A 19,069-nucleotide genomic window follows, 5' to 3' on the forward strand; every position below is an offset into this window, starting at 1 on the left:
GCCGTCGCCGACGGGTGGCCTGCGCGCTCATATCTCGTAGCGATAGTGGCAGGACATCTTGATATCGCGCACGTAATCGTCGTAGAGGTAGCTGGCGCCGGCGTCCGCATGGCGCGAGGGGCGCAGCGCGGTCAGTTTCGCGACGAAGCGGGCGTCGGTGCCGTAGGGCAGAGGCGTGGCTTTCACCGTGGCGGGAATGGCATACAGCGTAGTCTCGAACCCGCGCGACCTGATGTTCAGCGCGAACACGCCCTCCGCCAGGGACTCGATCACCGTGGTTTCGGAGCCCGCGTCGCTGAGCGTGTAACGATGCTCGCGGCTGGAAACCACCAGGGACAGGGTTTCCTCGCTCGCCGGAATCGTGCCGTCGAGCTGCATGCTCGAGCCCTTGGTCAGCGGCGTGCAGGTCAGGCTGGCGGGGGCGGAGCCGGCGTGGGCTTGGCCCTGGTAGGCGTATGCAAGTATTGAGAATGCCAACAAACTGCCAAAACGCATGATGTATCTCCGGCTGAGCGGTTGCTGGCGGTATTTAAGCGGGTCGGCGCGCGGATTGCTGCTGGGCGTAGCGAGCCATGCAAGGGGGGGCGGTGCTGGTGCTTTGGTTCAAATCAGCTTCCGGGTGCAATCGGGCATAAGAGTTGGGCTTCTTCTCTGGTGCCGCCGGCGAGGCCCTGCAGTTCGTATGCGAACCGGTCCAGCAGCACAGGTTCACTCACTAAATACAGCCTGGCTTCGTTGGCTACGCGATCGTGTGGAAAAGGTTGGAACTCATCCTGTTGATGAGTGCTGACGAACAAGCGTCCAGGATCGCGGAACTCCAGGTGAGCATGGAATCCGCCACTCGCATACTCCGGGCCGAACGCCCCAAGACGGATATCCGAGGTCCCGACCACCTGACACCGGAACTCCAGCATCTGCCTGACCAGGGAGGCGAGCGCGTCGTGCCCGACATAGACCGAATTGGCGAACGACGAATTCGTGCCGGCTACAACGATGCGCAACTCGGTCAAATCGTCGTCCGACCAGATCCTGGAGAGCGAAATCGCGCCGCTCATGCATTCGAGCCGGAGGCGGGATCGCCATCGCCCCGAATCTCCTTCAGAAGCTGATTGCAGCTATTGGTCTGCTGTTCCTTCGGCGCTGCGCGCAAGCGTTCGTCCAGCCAGATCTGGTTGTCGCGAATCGTGCGGATGGTGTCGACGCCGGTGCGTCGCCCCTCTTCGGCGATGATGTCGCGGCCGGCCTTCACCTTGTCGGCGTTGGCGGCCTTCCATTCCTTCAAGGCGGCGTCGTAGGCGTCGCGGTGTTCGGGAAACAGCTGTTTACAGGTCTTCACCCCGAGCGGATACGAGCTCGAGTTGCCGAAAGCGATGACCGAGTCCAGGTTCGAGTCCGGCGGTAGGCCACCGATTGCGGCGGCTAACAGAATCGGGAGCAGCATGCGGGTTCCCCTGAGTGATCCGGCATTTTGGCGCAGTGGAAGAAACGCGAACAGGGCTGCGATCGAGGTCGGCGGAGCGAGCCGAGTCGATTAAGCCGCGCCATCGCCTAGGCCTGTTGCGATCCGCCCCGCAAAGTACGCGCCGCCTCCTCCCAATGCTCGCCATCGAACCCGTGCACGGGCAGGCACGCCAGGTCCACGCCCTCCAGGCAGCGGATATTTACCACCCACACGCTCGGGTCCAGGCGCGGGCGCGAGAACGGCGAGATGCCGCAATGCCGACACGAATAGTGTTTCGCGGTCATGGTGTTGAACTGGTACAGGGTCAGCTCGGATTCGCCGCTGAGGATGCGCAGGCCGGCATCCGCGGTGCCGTGCCAGAGCGCGCCCTTGCGGCGGCAGATCGAACAGTTGCACTCGATCGCGTACTTCACTTCGCCGTCGAGCTCGAAGCTCACGCGGCCGCAATGGCAGGAACCGCGATAGGTCTGTTGCATGGCGTCTGATCTCCTTGGCGGCCTGCTCGCGCCCATGGCGATCATACGGCCGCTCCGATGTCGCCGGCATTCGGATTAATCCTAGGCCGCATCGGGTGTAGCGCCGATAGTGGCGCGCCAGGCGGCTTCCTAAGCTGGACGCACACGATTCGGTGCGGGCGGGGCGATGGCGAAGGGCGTCGGGATCAGGGCAACGACGGTGGCGGCTTTCGGTCCGGCGGCCGCGATCGGCTTGCTGGGCGGTACGGCGGTCAGTCTCGCGGCCCCCGTTCTGTCGCCGGTTCTGTTGTTGTTGCCCCTACTCATGGTCGGCGCGTGGGTCTGGCGCCGCTGCGGTCGCGCGTGGCGCTTGCTCGGGGTCGTCTTGGTGGGGTTCGCCTGGACCGGGCTGCACGCGGGCTACGCCTTGTCCCGGCAGCTGCCGCCGGAGTGGGAACGGCGGCAGGCGACGGTGTCCGGTCGCATCGTCGAAATGCCGGTGCACGAAGTCAGGCGCACGCGCTTCGCGTTCCGCGTCGATGGCGGCGACGATCAGCCGGCGCCCTTGCGCGGGCGGCTGTTACGCCTGTCGTGGTACAGCGAGGATCGCGTCGAGCGTGAGCGGTTGCGCGCGGGCCAGCGCTGGCGCTGGAAGCTGCGGCTGCGCGCACCGCGCGGCCTGCGCAATCCGGGCGGCGCCGACGCCGAGAAGTACGCGCTAATGCAGGGTCTGAGCGCGAACGGCTATCTGGTCGCCGCCGAGCAAGCGCAACTGTTGGCGCCGGCGAGCGGGCTGGAGGCCTTGCGCGAACGCCTGTCGGACCGCATCCGCGACGCGGTCGCGGCGCCCTCGTCGCGCTACGTGCGCGCGCTCGCGTTGGGCGACACCCGCGCCTTGGACGAGCGCGACTGGGAGGTGTTGCGCGCGAACGGACTCACCCACCTGATCGCGATCTCCGGTTTCCACGTCGGCCTGGTCGCGGGCTTCTTCGCCTTGATCGTGCGCGGCGTGTGGCGCCTGCGGCCGGGGTTGGCGCGGCGTTGGCCGCGGCCGATCGCCGCGGCCTCGGCGGCCGCCACCGGTGCCTTGCTCTACGCCGCGCTGGCGGGGTTCGCGTTGCCCACGGTGCGTACCCTGCTGATGATCGCGGTGGTCGCCGGCGTGCGTCTGTCGCGGCGGCCGTTCGAGGGCGCCGCGGCGCTGGCCCTGGCCGCGATCGCGGTCCTGCTGGTGGATCCGCTGGCGGTGCTGGGTGCGGGCTTCTGGCTGAGCTTTCTCGGGGTGGCCTGGCTGCTGTGGTGCCTGCCACGCAGCGGGCCGCGGCCTTCGCTGCTGCGCGAGTTCCTGTCGGCGCAGGGCGTGGCCACCCTGGGTCTGCTGCCGGCCTGCGTGGCGCTGTTCGGCCAGGCCTCCTTGGCGGGCCCGCTCGCGAACCTGCTCGCCGTGCCTTGGTGGAGCCTGGTGGTGGTGCCGCTGGCCTTGATCGGCACCGGGCTGGATCTGCTGTGGACGGGAGCGGGCGAGGGTGCCTGGCGCCTGGCGGCGCTCTGCTTCGATCTGAGTTGGCCCTGCTTCGAGCGCCTGGCCACGGGCGGCCTGGCGTTGTGGTGGTTGCCGCAGGCGCCATGGTTCGCCCTGCCGCTGGCCCTGCTCGGAGCGTTCTGGCTGTTGCTGCCGCGCGGGGTGCCCGGCAAGCCCTTGGCCCTGCTGCTGTGGCTGCCGTTGCTGTGGCCGGACCGGAACCTGCCGCAGCCCGGCGAGGCCGAGTTGACCGTGATCGACGTCGGCCAAGGGCTGTCGGTGCACGTGCGTACCGCGCGCCACGAGCTGCTGTACGACTTCGGGCCGGCCGTGGTCGACGGCTACGACGCCGGCGAACGCGCGGTGCTGCCGACCCTGCGCGCGCTGGGTGTGCGCTCGCTGGACCGGCTGGTGGTCAGCCATGCCGACAACGATCACGCGGGCGGGCTGGAGGCGGTGGCGCGGGCCTACCCCGGCGACGACCGGCGCGCACCCGAAGGGGCCGGAATCGCGCTGGCCCGGGCCTGCGTGGCCGGCGAGGCCTGGACCTGGGACGGGGTGCGCTTCCGCTTCCTGCACCCGCCGCCGTATTTCCCTTATCTGCGCAACGAGTCCAGTTGCGTGCTGCGCATCGACACCGCCCATGGCGCGGTGCTGCTGACCGGCGACATCGGTGAGGTGGTCGAGCGCGATCTGGTCCGTCGCGATCGCGAGAGCGGCCGTCGCGACCTGCGCGCCGATGTGGTCCTGGTTCCCCATCACGGCAGCCGGGGCTCGTCGGATCCGGCCTTCGTGGCCGCCACCGGCGCCCGCCACGCCCTGATCTCCAGCGGCTACGGCAATCGCTACGGGCACCCCAAGCCGCAGGTGCTGACGCGCTGGCGCGCGGCCGGCGCCAGCGTCTGGGACACCAGCCGCGGCGGGGCCCTGCGACTGCGGCTCGCGGCGGAGGGGCTCAAGCTGGAAACGCGACGCCAGGCACATCCGAGGCTGTGGGACGCGGCCAGGCGGGTGGAGGCCGCGCCGCCTGGGCTATCCTATCGGTCAGATTGACGCGGCCGAATGGGCCGGAGGTTCGCGAGTGCTGGAACTGATCAAGGCCGGCGGTTGGCCGATGATCCCGCTGTTGCTGCTGTCGGCCGTCGCGCTGGCGATCATCATCGAGCGGTTGTGGACGTTGCGGCGCAAGGCCGTGCTGCCGCCCGAGCTGGGCAAGGAAGTCCGTGCCTGGGCCGGTCGCGGCAAGCTGGACCCGGCCCACATCGAATCCCTGCGTGCGACCTCGCCGCTGGGCGCGCTGCTGGCCGCGGCCCTGGACGTGCGCGGTCGCCCGCGCGACGAGATCCGCGAGCGCATCGAGGACGTGGGCCGCCACCTGGTCCACCGCATGGAGCGTTACCTCAACACCCTCGGCACGATCTCGGCCGCCGGTCCGCTGCTAGGCCTGTTCGGCACCGTGGTCGGCATGATCCAGATGTTCCTGGGCATCCTCGATCACGGCATCGGCGACGTGAACCAGCTCGCCGGCGGCATCGGCAAGGCCCTGGTCTGCACCGCGGCCGGCATGATCGTGGCGATCCCGGCGCTGATCGCGCACCGCTGGTTCCGCGGCCGCATCGCCGAGTACATCGTGGCGATGGAGCACGAGGCGATCCAGTTGCTGGACACCCTGGACCCGCGCACGCCCGCGCGCCCGGTCGCAGCCACGCCGGCGGCGCCGGCGTCGGCGCAGCAGCAGGCCGCGGGCTGAGGCAGGGCCGGCATGCGCATACGCGACCACCGCGCCGACGACGAGCCGGAGATCAACCTGGTCCCGTTGATCGACGTGATCCTGGTGCTGATCATCTTCTTCGTGGTCACCGCCACCTTCGACGCGCGTTCGGTGCTCAAGCTGGAGCTGCCGCGTGCCAGCGGCGAGCCGGTCAGCGACGCGTCCAAGGCGCTGATCGTGTTGGTCAACGCCGATGGCCGCTATTTCGTCGACGATCGTGAAGTGCTGCGCGACGATCTGGAATCGCTGAAGACCACCATCGCCGAGGTCGCTGGCAGCGACCGCGAGCGCCCGGTGATGCTGCGCGCCGACGCGCGCACGCCCTACCAGGCGGTGGTGACCGTATACGACGCCCTGGGCCAGCTCGGCTTTCGCCGCATCATGAGCGCGACCGCGCCGCCGGCCGGCACGGGCGCCGCGCCCAGCGAGGGCAAGCGGTGACCGCCCAGGTATCGCCCTGGCAGACCTACCGCCGCCTGCTCGGCTTCGCCCGTCCCTACGGCGGGCTGTTGTGGCTGGCCCTGATCGGCATGCTGGTCGAGGCCGCCGCGGCCGGCATCTTCACCACCTTGATGACGCCGATCATCAATCTGACCTTCATCGAGAAGGAAAAGAACCTCAGCACCCTGTTGCCGCTGGCGATCGTCGGCCTGTTCCTGCTGCGCGGCGTGGCCGGCTACGTCACCGACTACCACATGGCCAAGGCCGGCCGCAGCATCGCGCGCGACCTGCGCGTGAACGTGCTGGGCAAGTACCTGCGCCTGCCGGGCCTGCGCTTCGACACCGAGCCGGTGCCGTCGATGCTGGTGCGCCTGGGCTCGGACAGCGACCAGGTCGCGCAGGCCGCGGTCGATGCGATGAAGGTGATGCTGCAGCAGAGCTTTCAGGCCATCGCGCTGCTGGGCGCGATGCTGTTCGCGAGCTGGCAGGTGACCCTGGCGGTGCTGTTGATGGCGCCGCCGCTGGCCTTCGTGATGGACAAGATCGGCCGCCGTTACCGTCGCATCAGCCATCGCATCCAGGAGAGCGCGGGCGCGTTGCTGCAGTCGGCCGATCAGGCACTGGGCAACCACCAGGAGGTCAAGGTCTACGGCGCCCAGGACGTCGAGCTGGCGCGCTACGGCGCGATCGCCGACAACCACCTCAAGCTGAGCATGAAGGTCGAGTCCACGCGCTCCATCGCCTCGGCGATGGTGCAGCTGATGGGCGCGGTCGGTCTGGCGCTGTTGCTGTTCGTGGCCGGGCGCGAAGCCCTGGCCGGGCGCCTGGACGCGGGCAAGTTCGTGACCCTGATGACCTCGATGATCGCGATCATCCCGGCCCTGCGTCAGCTCACCAACGTGCAGAACATGCTGCAACGGGGTGTGGCCTCGGCCGAGCGCCTGTTCTCGGTACTGGACGCCGACGACGAACCCGACAACGGCAGCCGTCCGCTCACCCGCGCGCGCGGCGAGCTCGAGTTCCGCGATGTGGTCGCGCGCTATCCGGGCCAGAAGGACCCGGCGCTGGCCGACATCAGTTTCAGCGCCAGGCCCGGCACGGTCACCGCCATCGTCGGCCGCTCCGGCAGCGGCAAATCGACCCTGATCAAGCTGATTCCGCGTTTCTACGAGCCTGAATCCGGCCAGATCCTGCTCGACGGCCATCCGCTGCAGGACTACCGCTTGGCCGACCTGCGCCGTCAGATCGCCCTGGTCGGCCAGCAGGTGATGCTGTTCGATGGCACCGTGGCCGCCAACGTCGCCTACGGCGAGTTGCAGGAAGCCGCGCCCGAAGGCCTGGAGCGCGCGGTGCGCGGCGCCAATGCGATGGAATTCGTCGAGCGCCTGTCCGAGGGCGTGCAGACCCACATCGGCGCCAAGGGCGGCAAGCTCTCCGGCGGCCAGCGCCAGCGCCTGGCGATCGCGCGCGCGATGCTCAAGGACGCGCCGATTTTGATCCTCGACGAGGCCACCGCGGCGCTGGACACCGAATCCGAACGCCTGGTGCAGGACGCCCTCGACCGGCTGATGCCCGACCGCACCACCCTGGTGATCGCGCACCGGCTCTCGACCATCGAGCACGCCGACCAGGTGCTGGTGCTGGACCAGGGCCGCATCGTCGAGCGCGGCAGCCACGCACAGTTGCTGGAGCAGGGCGGCCTGTACGCGCACCTGCACCGCATGCAGTTCCGCGAGGCGGAGTAGGGCATGGCCGGCGGTTCCCACGAGCGCCGCGCGCGCCTGCCGGCGTACTGGTACGGCGACGCGCCGATTCCGCTCGGCGCACGCCTGCTGTCGGCGCTATACGGCAGCGTCAGCGGCTTGCGCCGCGGCCTGTACCTGAAGGGCTGGCTGCGTCGCCGCCATCCCGGCGTGCCGGTGATCGTGGTCGGCAACATCACCGCCGGTGGCGCCGGCAAGACCCCGATGACGATCGCCCTGGTCGAGCGCCTGCGCGCCGAGGGCTGGAACCCGGGCGTCGCCAGCCGCGGCTACGGCCGCGAGCGTGCGGCGCAGCCGATGTGGGTCGAGGCCGCCACCGATCCCGCCTTGGGCGGCGACGAACCGGTCCTGATCGCCATGCGCACCGGCGTCAAAGTGCGCGTCGACCGCGACCGCGTCGTGGCCGCGCGCGCGCTGGTCGAGGCCGGCTGCGACGTGGTGGTCTGCGACGACGGACTGCAGCATTACCGACTGGCGCGCGACATCGAGATCGAGGTGGTCGACGGCCGTCGCCGCTACGGCAACGCGCAACTGCTGCCCGCCGGCCCGCTGCGCGAACTGCCCGAGCGCGCCGCGCGTTGCGACTTCCGCGTGGTCAACGGCGGCGAGACCGGCTTCGGCGAATGGCCGATGCGCCTGGTCGCCGACCAGGCCCAGCCGGTGCTGGGCGGGCGCGGGCGCAAGCTCAGCGCCTATTCCGGCCAGCGCGTGCATGCCGTTGCCGGCATCGGCGATCCCGAGCGCTACTTCGCCATGCTGCGCGGCTTCGGCATCGCCTTGGTCCCGCACGCGTTTCCCGACCACCATCGCTACAGCGCCGCCGATTTCGAGTTCGGCAGCCAACTGCCGGTGCTGATGACCGAGAAGGACGCGGTCAAGCTGGTCGGCGTGGGCGAGGGCTCCTTCGTCACCGAGCAGTTCTTCAGCGTGCCGGTGCGCACCGAACTGCCCGAGGCCTTCTGGGTGTCGTTGCTGGCCAAGCTGGCGGCATTGAAAGGGCGCTAGCGGCCGCGATGCGGGCCGCATCGAACACAAATCCTGCCGCAGGCGTGAAGCACCGGCTCTTACGCTGATCGGTCGGTATTCGGCGGGCCGGGGCGGGCATGCCGGAGCGGGCCGCAACGCGCATCCGCGAGCTCCGCCGTAAGATGAGACAGGCTGCGGTTTGCCCTGCGCCGTCAGCCCACACCCCGCGGCCCGTCCGCGAAACGGAAATCCCATGTCCCAGGACTTCGTCGTCGCCATTCCCGCCCGTTACGCCGCCACGCGTCTGCCCGGCAAGCCGCTGCGCCTGCTCGCCGGCGAGCCGCTGGTGCTGCACGTCGCGCGCCGCGCGCTCGCGGCCGGTGCGCGCGAGGTGTGGGTAGCGGCCGACGACGCGCGCATCGCGCAGGCCCTGCGCGACAGCGGCGTACAGGTGGCGATGACCTCGACCGAACACGCCTCCGGCACCGATCGCCTGGCCGAATGCGCGCGCATCGCCGGCTGGTCGGACGACACCGTGGTGGTCAACCTGCAAGGCGACGAGCCGTTCGCGCCGGCCGCGGGCGTGCGCGCCTGCGCCGAGGCGCTGCGCGCGAGCGGCGCGGAGATGTCGACCCTGGCCGCGCCGGTGACCGAGGTCGAAACCCTGCTCGATCCCAATGCGGTCAAGCTGGTGCGCGCGGCCAACGGCGACGCGCTGTACTTCAGCCGCGCGCCGATCCCGTGGCCGCGCGACGAGTTCGCGCGCGACCGCGAGCGCATGCCCGAGCACGGGCAGTGGCTACGCCACATCGGCATTTACGGCTACCGCGCCGGATTCCTGCAGCGCTTCGCGGCGATGCCGCCGGGGCGGCTGGAGCGGATCGAATCGCTGGAGCAGCTGCGCGTGCTCGAGGCCGGGCACCGCATCGCGGTCGCGCTTACGCCCGAACCGTTTCCGCCCGGCGTGGACACCCCGGAAGACCTCGCGCGCGCCGAGTCGCGCCTGGCTCAGGACGCCTGAGCGGTGCGCCTGCTGGTGGTCTGCCTGGGCAACATCTGCCGCTCGCCGGTGGCCGAAGGCGTGCTGCGCGCGCGTATCGCCGCCTCGACGTTGGCCGGCCAGGTCGAACTGGATTCGGCCGGCACCGGCGACTGGCACGTGGGCCAGCCGCCGGACCGGCGCGCGATCGCCAACGCGGCCGAGCACGGCATCGACATCGCCGGCCTGCGCGCGCGCCAGCTGCAGGCCGCCGACTACCGCGACTTCGACTGGTTGCTGTGCGCCGACCGCGCCAACCTGCGCGACGTGCAGGCGCGCGCGCCGCGCGGCGCGCGTGCGCAGGCGGCCTTGCTGCTGGATTGGACCGGCGTTGAAAGCCAGGGCGAGGTGCCCGATCCCTACACCGGCGGTCCCGCCCAGTTCGAACACGTGTTCGGCCTGCTGGACCGCGCCGCCGACGGCGCGATCGCGCGCCTGCGCGAGGAATTGGGGTTGCGCGGGCGCTAGCGCAAATCCTCCTCGCTCCCCCGTTGGAAGGGGGAGGGCAGGGTGCGGTTCCCCTTTCGGAAAAGGGGGCAAGGTGCCGCCCTGTTCGGTGCAGGTAGAAAACAAGCTCTCGCCCCACGTCGGAAAATGGAAGAAGGCAAGCCGCCGCCCCCTACCGCGAAAAGGGAGAACACCAGCGCTTGTTCCCCCCCCTTTGCAAAAGGGGGGCTAGGGGGGATTTGCTTCACCAGTCCGCAACCCCCATTCCAGCGCCGCCGTCTTGCCTTCACGCATAATCGGCCCAATCCAGTAGCCGATGTTCGCGACCGTGACCGCCCGCACCCCGCCTATCGTTCCGCTCGCCGCGCGCTTTGGCGGCTCGGGCGCGGCCGCGCGCGCATGCCGCCCGAGCGCGACGGAGCGGGCCGCATGAGCGCGTTGCCGCCGCCGTTCGACGGCAAGTCCTTCGTCAAGGCCTTGAGTACGGCGCCCGGCGTCTACCGGATGATCGGCGCCGACGACGGCGTGCTCTACGTGGGCAAGGCCGGCGCGCTCAAGAACCGCGTCTCCAGCTATTTCAACGCCACGCCGAAGTCGGCCCGGATCATGTCCATGCTGGCGCAGACCGCGCGCATGGAGGTCACGGTCACCCGCACCGAGGCCGAAGCGCTGATCCTGGAAAACCAGCTGATCAAATCGCTGAAGCCGCGCTACAACGTGCTGCTGCGCGACGACAAGAGCTATCCCTATGTGCTGATGACCCAGGAGGCCTGGCCGCGCATCGCCATGCACCGAGGCCCGCGCGCGATCCCGGGGCGGTATTTCGGCCCCTACGCCAGCGTCGGCGCGGTGCGCGACAGCCTGAACCTGATGCACAAGCTGTTCCGCCTGCGCAGTTGCGAGGACAGCGTGTTCCGCAATCGCTCGCGGCCCTGCCTGCAGCACCAGATCGGCCGTTGCAGCGCGCCCTGCGTGGGCCTAGTCGCGGCGCGCGACTACGCCGAGAGCGTGCGCCGCGCCGGGCTGCTGCTGGACGGCCGCAGCGACGAGCTCACCGACGAACTCGGCAGCGCCATGGAGGCCGCCAGCGCGCGCCTGGACTTCGAAGAGGCCGCGCGCATGCGCGACCTGGTCACCTCGATCCGCACCCTGCAGGCGCGTCAGTACGTCGACGGCCGCGCCGCCGACCTGGACGTGCTGGCGGTGGCGATGCAGGGCGTGGCCGCCTGCGTGCTGCTGCTGGCCTTCCGCGACGGCCGCAATCTCGGCACCCGCGCCTTCTATCCCAAGACCAACGGCAGCGACAACGCCGAAGAAGTGCTGGCCGCGTTCGTGTCGCAGTACTACGCCGAGCAGACCCCGCCGCGCGAGATCGTGCTCGATCGCGACATCCCGGATCGCGAGCTGTTGGAGCAGGCCCTGTCGGCCGCCGGCGAGCGCAAGGTCCAGATCCGCAGCAACGTACGCGGCGAGCGCGCTGGCTACCTCGATCTGGCGCGCCGCAATGCCGAGCTGTCGCTGGCCGCCGAGCGCACCAGCCACGCCGCCCAGCACGCGCGCGCCGAGGCCCTGCGCGAGATGCTGGGCATGGCGGCGATCCCGACCCGGATCGAATGCTTCGACATCAGCCACACCATGGGCGAGGCCACGGTGGCCTCGTGCGTGGTGTTCGACGCCGAAGGCCCGGTACGCGGCCAGTACCGCCGCTACAACATCGCCGGCATCGTCGAGGGCGACGACTACGCGGCGATGAACCAGGCGATCGAGCGGCGCTTCCGGCGCGCGGTCGAAGAGAACGGCGTGATGCCGGACGTGCTGCTGATCGACGGCGGCGCGGGGCAGGTCGCGCAGGCGCGCGCGGCCCTGGACGAACTCGGGGTCGAGGGCGTGATCCTGGTCGGCGTGGCCAAGGGCCCGGCGCGCCGCCCCGGCGACGAGGAACTGCTGCTGCCGGACGGCCGGGTGCTGCACCCGGGCGCGGAGTCGCCGGCCCTGCAACTGGTCCAGCAGGTCCGCGACGAGGCCCACCGTTTCGCCATCACCGGCCACCGCGGCCGTCGCCAGAAGGCGCGCAATACCAGCCGGCTGGAGGACATCCCGGGCATCGGCCCGCGCCGCCGCGCCAGCCTGCTGCGCCACTTCGGCGGCCTGGGCGGGCTGAAAGCGGCCGGAATCGAGGAAATTTCGCGGGTCGAGGGCGTCAATGCCGCCCTGGCCGAGCGCATCTATGCGACCCTGCACGGGCTGGAGGCGCCGGATGCCGGCGCCCCGGTCAAGGCCAACCCGAAAGCGGCCAACGGCGGCACGCGGAGCGAAGGATGAAGTTGACGATACCCACCATGCTCACCCTGGCGCGGATCGTGCTGATCCCGGTACTGGTGGTGGTGTTCTATCTGCCGTTCCAGTGGACCAACTTCGCCGCGGCCTTCATCTTCGCGTTCGCGTCCGTCACCGACTGGCTCGACGGCTGGATCGCGCGCCGCTACAACCAGTACTCGGCCTTCGGCGCTTTTCTCGATCCGGTCGCCGACAAACTCATGGTCGCCGTGGCGCTGCTGCTGATCGTGCAGAAGCACCCGACGGTGTGGATGACGCTGTGGGCGGCGGTGATCGTGGGCCGCGAAATCGCGGTGTCCGCGCTGCGCGAATGGATGGCCGAACTGGGCCAGCGCGCGGCGGTGAAAGTGGCCTCGATCGGCAAGATCAAGACCATCGTGCAGATGGTCGCGCTGGTATGCCTTTTGTATCAAGAACCTGTATTCGGTTTGCCGATCTTCCGCATCGGCGAATGGCTGCTGGCCGGCGCCGCGCTGCTGACTTTGTGGTCGGGGCTAGCGTATTTGCGCGCGGCATGGCCTATAATGCGCGAGGACGCGAAGGGCCCCTCGGGCTGATCGCGGTATCCGTCTCCGGGGCACTGGGGGCCGGATGCACCGGGGCTGAAGCCCGGGTCCGGGGCTGTAAGGAAAACGAAATTGGGTGTTGACAGTTTTGTTTCCATGCCTAAAATGTTGGTTCCTCTGCGGGAATAGCTCAGTTGGTAGAGCACTACCTTGCCAAGGTAGATGTCGCGAGTTCGAGTCTCGTTTCCCGCTCCAAATTCGAGGAGTCATCCTCAGGAACAAAGCCCCGCATGCGGGGTTTTGTTTTTTCGGCGATAGCCCACGCGCGACGTGTGCAATCGCCACCGCAAGCGGTATGCTTGCGACCAGTCACCGGCCTCGTGGCAGAGTGGTGATGCACCGGATTGCAAATCCGTTTACAGCGGTTCGATTCCGCTCGAGGCCTCCAATTTCGGACCCTGCTTGCAGGGTCCGGCTTTATCGGAACTCCGAAGCCCCGCGCAAGCGGGGCTTTCTTTTTGGCGCGTCGCCGCGCGACGACCCGCGCGGCCCCTTTGAAGCGGGTGATGGCGCGTTTACGAACCGCAGGTTCGCGCGCGACCGAACGCCAATGGTCTGCGCGCGCCGGCCGGACCGATCGAGGGGGCGCTGTTGCGCATCCTCGCTTGATGCCGACCCGCAGCCACCGCAGCCACTTTCCAGACCAGCGGCGCCGTGTCGTAAGCTATCGCTGCAGTCGCAACCCAGGCCCGGGTGGCGAAATCGGTAGACGCATCGGACTTAAAATCCGCCGGCCGCAAGGCCATGCCGGTTCGAGTCCGGCCCCGGGCACCATTCCCTGATTCGGGCGATCCGCCCATAGCCGCCTTCGGCGCGCCCTTGGCTGCGCCGTAAGAGACGGCCCGCGCGCTCCGCACGCGTTTGCCCTTAGCGAGAATCGCTGTGGCCCGTGGCCCGTGGCCCGTGGCCCGCGGCGATTCCGCACGGTCGCGTACGTTCGCGTACCCATTCGTGCGCTTCGCCCCTGCGTCGTTGTCGCGGCGGCGGCCTTGGCATTGACTGAGTGTGGGGACTCCCGTGGTCGAACCCGTGTCGCGCGCCTGACTGGCGTCGCGCCCGGGCGGGCGCCGCTGGAGATCGAGCCCACATCGCACAGCCCCGAGCGTCGGGGCGGGGTCAGGAGGCCGCATATGCGTGCTGTTGCAACTAGGCTGTCGTTGTTGAGATTGATCGCCGGATCGGGCGCGGTTCGAACGCCGAACCGCACGCTCGCATCCTTGCTCTGCCTGATGGCGCTGGCGGGCTTGTGCTTCGCGCCGGGCCTGAGCGCGCAGACGGCGAGGACCGAAGTAGAGGATTACGACAACGCCATCAAGGGCGCCCAGAGCCTGAGTCGCTCCGGCCCCGATCAGTTCGGCGAATCCGTCGATCTCAAGGACGGCGCCACCGCGTTCGACGCGACCGATATCGAACTGCGCACCAACAGCGGCCTGCCGCTAGCGGTGAAGCGTTCCCTGCGCATCAACACCCGGGACGCCGGCCAGTACGCCGATCCGGCCAGCGACGGCGAGTTGTTCGGCAACTGGCAACTCGACGTGCCCTACATTTCCGGCATATTCGACGAGCGCACCGGCTGGGTGTCCAGCATGCCCAACGGGCAGCAGCGATGCAGCATCTCCGGATGGGGAGCGGCCGGCCCGCCGGCGGTCAAGAGCGCCTATACGTCCTGGAATACCTACTACCTGCCGGAGGAGTACTGGAGCGGCAACAACGTCAATATTCCGGATGTCGGCCGCTATCCCTTGCTGTATCTGCCGCCCGAGCGCTCGCGTCCCAGCGATGGCCGCGCCTACTACTGGACCACGCGCGGCGATTGGCGCGTGGCCTGCGTCCCGACGCTGAAGAACGGCACCGGCGAGGGCTTCCTGATCGTCCTGCCCGACGGAACCCGGTACACCTTCGATTGGATCTCCTCGCGCAAGTCGGCGCCGCTCAAGAGCAGCAACTGCGTGTCGACCGCTTTGTACGAAAGTCTGTTCGCGCAGCGCCCGTCGGCGCCGGTGACCACCCAGTTCGGGCGTCCGCCGCTGACCTGGGAGAGCGGCTTCAATACCCATTACGCGCACGCGTTCGAGGGCGGGGGCGGTTCGCTGGGAGGCTGCGCCCTGAGCAAGCAGGTCGTCGTCAACCGACGCGAGTACTTCCTGCACGCGACCAAGGTCGAGGACCGCTTCGGCAACTGGGTCGCGTACCAGTACGACCCGGCGCGGCCGCGGCGCTTGACCTCGATTACGTCCAACGACGGCGTGTCGGTGTCGTTCCAGTACGGCGCCAACGGCAAGATCGTGTCGGCCACGACCGGCGATCGCAGTTGGCAGTACCAGTACACCGATGCCGGCGGTCGCGCGCTGGCCGCGGTGGTGCAACCCGACGGCGGCCGCTGGACGTATCAGTACGGCGACCTCGAGCGCATGCTCAATCCGGAGAATCAACGGGTCGTGTGGATCGATTGCGACCCCGTCATCCTGGCCGACGCGACCCAGTCGGTGACGATCGGGCATCCCGCCGGCGCCAAGGGCGTCTTCACCTTCAAGACCTTGCTGCACGGCACCGACCGCACCCCGGGGTCGTGCTCGGTTCCCAATCCGAACCGTCCGCTGCAGGTCGATCTCAGTCCGAACCTGATGGCCTACAAGGTCGCCTCGTTGATATCCAAGCAGGTCAGCGGCCCGGGTCTGGCCCCGATGACGTGGAGCTATCAGTACCAGCCCAGTTGGAGCTGGAACCCGACCGGTTATTCCGACGACTGCACTTGGGCCGGCGCTAGCTGCAACGCGACCTCGTCCACCCAGGTCGTGGGCCCGGATGGAACCGTCACGCGTTCGACCTTCGGAAACGACTACTACCGCAGCGCGGGGCAATTGCTGCGCGTGGATGTCGTCAGCAACGGCACGGTCCTGCGCAGCGTCGCCCACACCTACATGGCCGACGCCAACGGGCAGGCGTATCCGGACCGCGTGGGCTGGGACCCGAACCTCACCAACAACCGCTTCGCGACCGAGCGCCTGCATCCCCTGCGCGCCACCTCGATCACGCAGGACGGGGCTACGTTCGCGTGGGAAGTGGAGGCCTGTGCCGGCGCGGCTTACTGCTTCGACGGCTACGCGCGGCCCACGGTGGTCAAGAAGCACAGCAGCCTGGGTTACAGCAAGCGCGAGGAGATCGCTTACCACGACAATCCGGCGCTGTGGGTACTGGGCCAGATGCGTCGGCGCGCCGACCTGGGCACCGGCATGCTCGAATTGGATATCCGCTACAACGACCGTGCCTTGCCCGCCGAGGTCTATTCGTTCGGAGCGCTGCAAAGCTCCATGACCTACGCGGCCGACGGCAGCCTGGCCGCCAGCTCGGACGGGCGCGGCAACACCACCTCTTTCGAGAACTATTACCGCGGCATTCCGCGCCTGACCCGTTACCCCGCGACGCCCGAGGCGCCGTCGGGCGCCGTTAAATCGGTCTCCGTCGACGACAACGGACGGATAGCCTCGTTGACCGACGAGGTCGGCGCGAAGACCTGCTATGGCTACGACGCGATGGGGCGGCTGGCCAGCATCACGTATCCGTCCGAGACCGCGCTCGGCGTCTGCGACGCCTCGCGTTGGCAGCCGGTCACGCTCGCGCTTCAGTATGTCGATTCGGAGGAGCACGGAATCGCGGCGGGCCACTGGCGCCTGGCCAGGCGCATCGGCGCGAATGCGCACATCAATACCTACTACGACGGACTCGCGCAGCCGCTGCTGGAAGCGTCCATGGACGCCAACGATATCGCCGGCACCCTCAAGCAAGTGGTCAAGCGTTACGACGCCGACGGGCGCAAGACGTTCGAGTCCTATCCGACTCGAGGCGTAGTTGGTTTCGCCGACGTGACCGAGGGCACGCGTACCTACTACGACGCCCTGAGTCGCGTCACCAAGGTGGAACAGCACAGCGAGCACGGCCCGCTGACCACGGTGACGGAGTACTTGTCCGGCTTGCAGACGCGGGTCACCAACCCCCGCGGCGCGCAAATCAGCAACCGCTACATGGCCTGGGAGCAGCCGCGCTACGACCTTCCGGTGCAGAGCCTGCAGCCGGAGGGCAAGGTCGTGGAAATCACGCGCCACGCGCAATTCGGCTGGCCGCTGCAGCTCAAGCAGCGCAGCGCCGACAACACGCTGCAAGCCAGCCGCTACTACGCCTACGACGGCAATGCGCGGTTGTGCAAGACGGTCGAGCCCGAAACCGGCGCGACGGTGATGGGCTACGACGCCAGCGGCAATCTAGCCTGGTCCGCATCGGGCCTGGACACGACCGCCTTCGGCCCGTCCTACGACTGCCAGCACGTCGCTGCATGGAACGCGGGGCGTCTGGCGCTGCGTAGTTACGATGCGCGCAATCGGCTGTCGCGTTTGAGCTTCCTGGGCGACGGTCGCGGCAACCAGGTGTGGACCTACACCCAGGACGGGCTGCCGGCCAGCATCACGGCCTACAACGAGCCCAACGACGCGGCCCCGGTCGTGACCGGCTACACCTACAACAACCGGCGCCTGTTGGAAGGCGAATCGTTGACCCAGCCCGGTTGGTACACCTGGGGTATCGGCTATCACTACGACGCCCGCGGCCATATGGATTGGCAGACCTATCCGGGCGGGGTGGCGATCGACTACGCCCCGAACGCGCTGGGTCAGGCGACCAAGGCCGGCCCGTTCGCCCGCGGCGCCAGCTACCACCCGAACGGCGCCCTCAAGCAGTTCACCTACGGCAACGGTCTCGTCTACACGATGACCCAGAACGCGAGGCAGCTGCCGCAACGCATCGCCAGCAGCGCAGGCGTGCTGGACCTGGGTTACCACTTCGACCAGAACGGCAATGTCACCCAGATGGTCGATGGCCTGCGAGGCGACCATTACGGACGTTGGATGAGTTACGACGGTCTGGATCGTCTGACCGACGCCGGCTCGTGTTCCTTCGGCGGCGACTGCTGGCATCGCTTCGGTTACGACGCGCTGGACAACATGAAGTCGTGGAAGCTGGCGGGCGTCAAGGACCATGCCGAGTATCTGTACGACGGTCGCAATCGCCTGACCAATGTCCGCAACAGCGCGGGCGCCTCGGTGATCGGTCTGGGCTACGACCTCCACGGCAACCTTCAGAACAAGAATGGGCAGGGCTACGAGTTCGACAGCGGCAACCGCCTGCGCGCCGTGACCGGAAAGGAGTACTACCGTTACGACGGCCTGGGGCGCCGGGTGACGAGCTGGCGTCCCGCGGCTCCGGACGGCGCCGATCTGCTGATGTCGCAGTACGGCCTGAAGGGGAAGCTGCTGTTCCAGCACGAGACCGGCAAGCTGGATAACTCGTATATCTATCTCGGCGACCAACTGGTGGCCACGCTGGACAGCGCGAGTCAGGCCAAGTACCGGCATACCGACGCACTGGGCAGTCCGGTAGCGACGACCAATCAGGCCGGAGCGGTGATCGAGCGTCAGGAGTACGAACCTTACGGCGCGATCGTCGGTCAGCCCAGTCCCAACGGCTTGGGCTACACCGGTCATCACATGGATGGCGCCACCGGCCTCACCTACATGCAGCAGCGCTACTACGACGCGCAGTTGGGTAGCTTTCTGAGCGTGGATCCGATCGCTGCGAACGCGACCTCGGGCGACGGCTTCAATCGGTACCGGTATGCCGACGGCAATCCCTATCGGTTCGTGGATCCGGACGGGCGTCAGGCCAGGAACGCGCCCGTGGTGCCGACTCCACCGCCGCCGCCGCCGCCGGCTGCGGATGAGGTTCCCATTCTCGAGACCATTCATGTTTTCGCTCCGAAGCCGGTGCCTGCGCGTGGGACCGTTCGGAATCCGCCCATGGGTCAGATGTCCGACAAGCAGGCCGAGTGGTACATGAGGAGGAGGGTGTCGGCGGACTTCCTGTTCACGACATTGCCTGCCCAGGCTGGCGCGGACTGCGCCGTCCGGGGGTGCGTCAAGTCGGTGACGAAGGCCTACAAAGCCGCACGAGACGTAGCCATAAGCGGGGCAGCGGGAATGGCGACCGTCGGCAATATCGAAGTGCCGACGGATGCGGAGATCGATGCCCATTACGCCAAGCCCTGGATGGAGAGGAACGGGGTGGATCTGCTGAAGCTGGAGAAGAAGCTGACGGGAATAGCGGAGAGCGTCTGGAAAGCCATGCAGGAGTGAGGGTTCGATACCGGAGCCCCCGGTCTTTATAGTGGTGTCTCGAACCAGCCAGCCGCAGTGCTGGCTGGTTCGTGTCCGCATAGGCGGATATCGCGACCCAAGGGCACGGATGCCGGTT

The 19,069-nt window shown here is 68.4% G+C and carries 14 protein-coding genes and 3 tRNA genes; 13 read left to right on the forward strand and 4 right to left on the reverse strand.

Translation table 11 applies throughout. The features are described 5' to 3' along the window. Positions 1 to 27: 27 nt before the first annotated feature. The 4 genes from ASE35_RS04190 to ASE35_RS04205 form a co-directional block, all read right to left on the reverse strand. Positions 28 to 495 carry a hypothetical protein gene (locus ASE35_RS04190; protein WP_157489258.1) on the reverse strand — a complete coding sequence of 156 codons (468 nt, stop codon included), beginning with the start codon at positions 493 to 495 and terminating at the stop codon, positions 28 to 30. Between the two features lie 113 nt (positions 496 to 608). After that, on the reverse strand, positions 609 to 1,055 hold the full coding sequence (locus ASE35_RS04195) for a hypothetical protein (protein ID WP_057163047.1): 447 nt from the start codon (positions 1,053 to 1,055) through the stop codon (positions 609 to 611). Next, a complete protein-coding gene (locus ASE35_RS04200; RefSeq protein WP_057163048.1) occupies positions 1,052 to 1,441 on the reverse strand; it encodes a hypothetical protein in 390 nt (129 codons plus the stop codon). Before ASE35_RS04200 ends, ASE35_RS04195 begins: the two co-directional genes overlap by 4 nt. A gap of 107 nt (positions 1,442 to 1,548) precedes the next feature. Beyond that, a complete protein-coding gene (locus ASE35_RS04205; protein ID WP_057163049.1) occupies positions 1,549 to 1,938 on the reverse strand; it encodes a GFA family protein in 390 nt (129 codons plus the stop codon). A 199-nt stretch (positions 1,939 to 2,137) separates the two neighbouring features. Between ASE35_RS04205 and ASE35_RS04210 the strand changes: the two genes are divergently transcribed. The 13 genes from ASE35_RS04210 to ASE35_RS04270 all read left to right on the forward strand — a co-directional run bounded on the left by ASE35_RS04210 (position 2,138) and on the right by ASE35_RS04270 (position 18,951). Beyond that, positions 2,138 to 4,492, forward strand: coding sequence for a DNA internalization-related competence protein ComEC/Rec2 (locus ASE35_RS04210; protein ID WP_235569989.1), 2,355 nt, complete (start codon positions 2,138 to 2,140; stop codon positions 4,490 to 4,492). 28 nt (positions 4,493 to 4,520) lie between these two features. Then, a complete protein-coding gene (locus ASE35_RS04215; RefSeq protein WP_056174315.1) occupies positions 4,521 to 5,189 on the forward strand; it encodes a MotA/TolQ/ExbB proton channel family protein in 669 nt (222 codons plus the stop codon). A 12-nt stretch (positions 5,190 to 5,201) separates the two neighbouring features. After that, positions 5,202 to 5,651, forward strand: coding sequence for a biopolymer transporter ExbD (locus ASE35_RS04220; protein ID WP_056174316.1), 450 nt, complete (start codon positions 5,202 to 5,204; stop codon positions 5,649 to 5,651). Next, complete coding sequence (msbA, locus tag ASE35_RS04225) at positions 5,648 to 7,396, forward strand: lipid A export permease/ATP-binding protein MsbA (RefSeq protein ID WP_056174318.1); 1,749 nt, start codon at positions 5,648 to 5,650, stop codon at positions 7,394 to 7,396. The genes ASE35_RS04220 and msbA overlap by 4 nt, the downstream gene beginning before the upstream one ends. Before the next feature lie 3 nt (positions 7,397 to 7,399). After that, positions 7,400 to 8,419, forward strand: a complete 1,020-nt coding sequence (gene lpxK / locus ASE35_RS04230) for a tetraacyldisaccharide 4'-kinase (protein WP_057163050.1) — start codon at positions 7,400 to 7,402, stop codon at positions 8,417 to 8,419. Positions 8,420 to 8,633: 214 nt separating this feature from the next. Then, a complete protein-coding gene (gene kdsB, locus ASE35_RS04235; protein WP_057163051.1) occupies positions 8,634 to 9,401 on the forward strand; it encodes a 3-deoxy-manno-octulosonate cytidylyltransferase in 768 nt (255 codons plus the stop codon). Between the two features lie 3 nt (positions 9,402 to 9,404). Then, the gene (locus tag ASE35_RS04240) at positions 9,405 to 9,887 is read left to right on the forward strand and encodes a low molecular weight protein-tyrosine-phosphatase (RefSeq protein WP_056174325.1); all 483 of its coding nucleotides are present in this window, start codon (positions 9,405 to 9,407) and stop codon (positions 9,885 to 9,887) included. Positions 9,888 to 10,295: 408 nt separating this feature from the next. After that, on the forward strand, positions 10,296 to 12,188 hold the full coding sequence (gene uvrC, locus ASE35_RS04245; RefSeq protein ID WP_057163420.1) for an excinuclease ABC subunit UvrC: 1,893 nt from the start codon (positions 10,296 to 10,298) through the stop codon (positions 12,186 to 12,188). After that, a complete protein-coding gene (gene pgsA, locus ASE35_RS04250) occupies positions 12,185 to 12,760 on the forward strand; it encodes a CDP-diacylglycerol--glycerol-3-phosphate 3-phosphatidyltransferase (RefSeq protein ID WP_056174327.1) in 576 nt (191 codons plus the stop codon). The genes uvrC and pgsA overlap by 4 nt, the downstream gene beginning before the upstream one ends. Before the next feature lie 128 nt (positions 12,761 to 12,888). Continuing rightward, a tRNA-Gly gene (locus tag ASE35_RS04255) sits at positions 12,889 to 12,964 on the forward strand. Positions 12,965 to 13,083: 119 nt separating this feature from the next. Beyond that, positions 13,084 to 13,157 (forward strand) — tRNA-Cys (locus tag ASE35_RS04260). A 299-nt stretch (positions 13,158 to 13,456) separates the two neighbouring features. Beyond that, positions 13,457 to 13,543 (forward strand) — tRNA-Leu (locus ASE35_RS04265). Between the two features lie 443 nt (positions 13,544 to 13,986). Beyond that, positions 13,987 to 18,951, forward strand: coding sequence for an RHS repeat-associated core domain-containing protein (locus ASE35_RS04270; RefSeq protein WP_162259017.1), 4,965 nt, complete (start codon positions 13,987 to 13,989; stop codon positions 18,949 to 18,951). Positions 18,952 to 19,069 lie beyond the last annotated feature (118 nt).

It is taken from the genome of Lysobacter sp. Root916, assembly GCF_001429785.1.
Taxonomy (GTDB): domain Bacteria; phylum Pseudomonadota; class Gammaproteobacteria; order Xanthomonadales; family Xanthomonadaceae; genus Lysobacter.

Bases quoted from the DNA above. Each gene is read 5' to 3' on its own strand.
- ASE35_RS04190 (WP_157489258.1), bottom strand. From the start codon at position 495: ATGCGTTTTGGCAGTTTGTTGGCATTCTCAATACTTGCATACGCCTAC.
- ASE35_RS04195 (WP_057163047.1), bottom strand. From the start codon at position 1,055: ATGAGCGGCGCGATTTCGCTCTCCAGGATCTGGTCGGACGACGATTTG.
- ASE35_RS04200 (WP_057163048.1), bottom strand. From the start codon at position 1,441: ATGCTGCTCCCGATTCTGTTAGCCGCCGCAATCGGTGGCCTACCGCCG.
- ASE35_RS04205 (WP_057163049.1), bottom strand. From the start codon at position 1,938: ATGCAACAGACCTATCGCGGTTCCTGCCATTGCGGCCGCGTGAGCTTC.
- ASE35_RS04220 (WP_056174316.1), top strand. From the start codon at position 5,202: ATGCGCATACGCGACCACCGCGCCGACGACGAGCCGGAGATCAACCTG.
- lpxK (WP_057163050.1), top strand. From the start codon at position 7,400: ATGGCCGGCGGTTCCCACGAGCGCCGCGCGCGCCTGCCGGCGTACTGG.
- kdsB (WP_057163051.1), top strand. From the start codon at position 8,634: ATGTCCCAGGACTTCGTCGTCGCCATTCCCGCCCGTTACGCCGCCACG.
- uvrC (WP_057163420.1), top strand. From the start codon at position 10,296: ATGAGCGCGTTGCCGCCGCCGTTCGACGGCAAGTCCTTCGTCAAGGCC.
- pgsA (WP_056174327.1), top strand. From the start codon at position 12,185: ATGAAGTTGACGATACCCACCATGCTCACCCTGGCGCGGATCGTGCTG.